Origin of the sequence: Pseudomonas sp. MD195_PC81_125 (genome assembly GCF_014060985.1) — a bacterium.
GTDB lineage: Bacteria > Pseudomonadota > Gammaproteobacteria > Pseudomonadales > Pseudomonadaceae > Aquipseudomonas > Aquipseudomonas parakoreensis.
On the sequence record NZ_JABULD010000457.1, the window covers coordinates 1 to 4,303 of the forward strand.

1 protein-coding gene and 2 pseudogenes are annotated in these 4,303 nt (G+C 61.1%); 2 read left to right on the forward strand and 1 reads right to left on the reverse strand.

All coding sequences use genetic code 11. From position 1 onward, the window contains the following. Nucleotides 1-128: 128 nt before the first annotated feature. Nucleotides 129-1,128: pseudogene (locus HT737_RS18350) on the reverse strand (AraC family transcriptional regulator). A 350-nt stretch (nucleotides 1,129-1,478) separates the two neighbouring features. Between HT737_RS18350 and HT737_RS18355 the strand changes: the two are divergent. Then, nucleotides 1,479-2,813 carry a dicarboxylate/amino acid:cation symporter gene (locus tag HT737_RS18355; RefSeq protein WP_027612291.1) on the forward strand — a complete coding sequence of 445 codons (1,335 nt, stop codon included), beginning with the start codon at nucleotides 1,479-1,481 and terminating at the stop codon, nucleotides 2,811-2,813. A 256-nt stretch (nucleotides 2,814-3,069) separates the two neighbouring features. Beyond that, a pseudogene (locus HT737_RS18360) lies at nucleotides 3,070-4,252 on the forward strand (CaiB/BaiF CoA transferase family protein). Nucleotides 4,253-4,303 lie beyond the last annotated feature (51 nt).

A 4,303-nucleotide genomic window follows, 5' to 3' on the forward strand; every position in this document is an offset into this window, starting at 1 on the left:
CGCCATCGCTGACAAGCCAGCTCCCACAGTGTCCGAGTCGTATACAAATTCCTTGAACGACATCAAAACCTGTGGGAGCTGGCTTGCCAGCGATAAGGCCAGTCAAGGCGCCACAGACGGCGAGCAGATCACTGCTCCTGCGCCCGATAAGCCCCCCGGTGTCAGCCCCGTCCATTTCTTGAACGCCCGGTGAAACGCCGACGGTTCGGAAAACCCCAACTGCTCGGCAATCTGCTGCAACGACAGATCCGCCCGGCCCAGGTGATAAATCGCGATGTCGCGGCGCAACTGATCCTTCAATTCCTGAAAACTGGTGCCTTCCTCACGCAAATGCCGACGCAGGGTTTGCGGGCTGATGTGCAACTGCGCAGCTACCGCTTCCAGGTCCGGCCAGTGCGCGCTGTCGCGGCTGAGCAAACGGCGCAGGCGGCTGCTGAGGCTGTCGCCGTCGTCCGGGCGCGACAACAGGTCGGCGGGGGAGCGTTCAAGGAAATGCTTCAAGGTGCGTTCGTCCTGCAACAGCGGCATTTGCAGGTAGCGGCTGTGAAACAGCAGGCTGCTCTGCTCGGCGCAAAACACCAACGGACAGGGGAACAGCAGGTCGTACTCGGCACCGTGCGCCGGTTTCGGGTAACTGAAGGTGGCCTGCTCCAGACGAATCCGCTGGCCGATCAGCCAGCTGCCGAGGCGATGCCAGATCACCAGCAGGCTCTCGCTGAGAAAGTGATCCGGGTCCCATAACTGCGCATCATCGAGGCTCAGGCGCACCCATTCGTCTTCGCGGCTCAGGCTCAGGCGCGGGGCCGCGGGGAATAGGCTATAAAACAATAAACCGCGTTGCAGTGCCTTCTCCAGATTGCGGCAGTGGATCAGCGCGTGGCACATCATCGCGAAGCTGCCGGGTTTGCTTGGCGCGTTGCCAAAGCCCAGGTATTCGTCATCCAGCGCGAGCCACAGGCTCTGGATCAGTTGGGTGAATTGCTCCGGGGCGATGCGCGCCCGTGGCTCGTCGAGCAACTCGGGGCTGATGCCCAGTTGCTGCAGCAGCGGCGCAGAGTCGAATCCCGAACGGCGTGCGCCACCGAGGGCGGCGCGGGCGAAATGACTGGCGATGGTGCGTTCGCGCATAAGCGGCTGATCCTTCCTCAGGCGCCGGATGGTAGCCGGGGCAAGCGCAGGGCAACAAGGCGGATTTCCGCCAAATTGTAGGACGGGATTCGCTGACTTGGCGGAAATCCGCCACGCCTGCGTCACCGGGCAGTGACAAAAAATACCCTGCATACCCTGATATCAAAAGGCTTGCAGCGATTCGCACCAAAGTGGCACGGCGTTTGCGATAAGAGCGACAGAAGTGTGCGTCTTTCCGCTGGAAAAGCGCTGCTCGACACAACAAATCCCTCCAGTGCAGGAGGGTTCGCAATTCAGGTTCTGCGCTCAACAGATGGATGTTGCCCGCGGGACGCTTGAGGACACTTGCAATGACGACTCGTCAGCCACTGTACAAATCCCTGTATTTCCAGGTGATCGTCGCGATCATCATCGGTATTGCCCTTGGTCACTACTACCCGCAGTTCGGTGTGGCGGTTAAGCCGCTGGGCGACGGGTTCATCAAGCTGATCAAAATGATCATCGCCCCGATCATCTTCTGCACCGTGGTCAGCGGCATTGCTGGCATGCAAAGCATGAAATCGGTCGGCAAGACCGGCGGTTACGCACTCCTGTACTTCGAAATCGTTTCGACCATCGCCCTGCTGGTCGGTCTGATCGTGGTCAACATCGTGCAGCCGGGCAACGGCATGCACATTGACGTCAGCACCCTGGACGCCTCGAAAGTCGCCACTTATGTGCAGCAAGGCGCAGACCAGAGCGTTGTCGGCTTCCTGCTCAACGTGATCCCGACCACCATCGTCGGCGCGTTCGCCACCGGTGACATCCTGCAAGTGCTGATGTTCTCGGTGATCTTCGGTTTTGCCCTGCACCGCCTGGGTGACTACGGCCGTCCGATCCTCGACTTCATCGATCGCTTCGCCCACGTGATGTTCAACATCATCAACATGATCATGAAGCTCGCGCCAATCGGTGCCTTCGGTGCGATGGCGTTCACCATCGGTGCCTACGGTGTCGGCTCGCTGGTGCAACTGGGTCAACTGATGGCCTGCTTCTACATCACCTGCCTGGCGTTCATCCTGATCGTGCTGGGCGCCATCGCCCGTATGCACGGCTTCAGCGTGCTGAAGATGATCCGTTACATCCGTGAAGAGCTGCTGATCGTACTGGGCACTTCCTCGTCGGAATCGGTACTGCCACGCATGCTGATCAAGATGGAACGTCTGGGCGCGAAGAAATCCGTCGTGGGTCTGGTGATCCCGACCGGTTACTCGTTCAACCTCGACGGTACCGCGATCTACCTGACCATGGCCGCCGTGTTCATTGCTCAGGCCACCGACACGCACATGGACATCACGCACCAGATCACCTTGCTGGTGGTATTGCTGCTGTCGTCCAAAGGCGCCGCCGGTGTGACCGGTTCGGGCTTCATCGTGCTGGCCGCCACCCTGTCGGCGGTCGGTCACCTGCCGGTGGCCGGTCTGGCGCTGATCCTCGGTATCGACCGCTTCATGTCCGAAGCCCGCGCCCTGACCAACCTGGTCGGCAACGCCGTGGCGACTATCGTGGTTGCCAAGTGGGTGAAAGAGCTGGACACCGACGTGCTGCAATCCGAGCTGGCTTCGGGTGGTCGCGGTATTGCTGATACCCGTCCGGAAGACGACCTGGGTGTGGCTGAAGGTGCTACCCCGAGCAACGTCAAGTAATCTGAATTGGCTCCAGTGTAATGCTGGAGCCTGATAACCCTTGTGGTGAGGGGATTTATCCCCGATGGGTCGCGAGGCGGCCCCTTCTTAGATAGAAGGGGACTGCTGCGCAGTCCATCGGGGATAAATCCCCTCGCTACAGGGGTTTTTTATTGCCTGCGATTTGAGCATTACGGTCACTGCCGCTGATGCATCCGGTGATTGCCGTGCGCGGCATCGCTGCCTAGTCTGAGTGAATCGCCCAAGGAGTTCGCCCATGTCCGCACCGCTGGCCTCACTGAAGATCCTGGATTTCTCGACCCTGCTACCGGGGCCATTCGCCTCGCTGTTGCTGGCCGACATGGGCGCCGAAGTGCTGCGCATCGAGTCGCCCACGCGCATGGACCTGTTGCGGGTGCTGCCGCCGCACGATCAAGGGGGGGCCGCCAGCCACGCTTACCTCAATCGCAACAAGCGCAGTCTGGCGCTGGATCTCAAGCAGCCCGAGGCACTGGAAGTGGTCAAGCAGCTGCTGACCGATTACGACATTGTCCTGGAGCAGTTCCGTCCCGGGGTGATGGAACGTTTGGGCCTGGGTTACGAGGCGCTGAAGGCGATCAACCCGAAGCTGATTTACGTGTCGATCACCGGCTATGGCCAGACCGGCCCGTACAAGGATCGCGCCGGGCATGACATCAATTATCTGGCGCTGGCCGGGCTCTCCAGCTACACCGGACGCACCGACAGCGGGCCGTTGCCGTTGGGCATGCAGGTGGCGGATATCGCGGGCGGTTCGCTGCATGGGGTGATCGGCCTGCTGGCGGCGGTCATCGCCCGGCAGCAGAGCGGGGCAGGGCACGCATCTGGACGTGAGCATGACCGATTGCGCCTTCAGCCTGAACGCCATGGCCGGTGCCGGGTATCTGGCCTGTGGCGAGGAACCGCACTGGGAAGACCAGATGCTCAATGGCGGCAGCTTCTATGACTATTACCGCTCGCGCGACGGGCGCTGGCTGTCGGTGGGCAGTCTGGAACCGGGGTTCATGCAGCAACTGTGCGCGGCGTTGGGCCGGCCGGAGCTGGCGGCGCAGGGCTTGTCGCCGAAACCCGAACACCAACGGTTATTGAAGGATGCGCTGAAAGTCGAGTTCGAGAGGCACGACTTTGCCGAGCTGTGCGAATTGTTCGCCGGAGTCGATGCCTGTGTCGAACCGGTCTTGAACCTGAGCGAGGCGGTGCAGCATCCGCAATTGCAGGCACGGGAGCTGGTGACCCAGGTGCCGCGTGGCGACGGTACGAAACAGGCGCAGATCGGCTGTCCGTTGAAGTTTTCTGAAGCGCTGCCGGCACCGCGGCATGTTGGTGCGAAGTTGGGACAGCACACGGAGCAGGTGCTGGGGGAGTTGGGGTTTGATGCTGAGCGGATTGCTCAATTGCGGGCGGCCAAGGTCATTCTTTAGCGTTTGAGCCGGCCTCTTCGCGAGCAGGCTCGCTCCCACATTTGGAATGCG

Coding starts and splice junctions, on each gene's coding strand:
- HT737_RS18355 (WP_027612291.1), top strand. CDS start 1,479: ATGACGACTCGTCAGCCACTGTACAAATCCCTGTATTTCCAGGTGATC.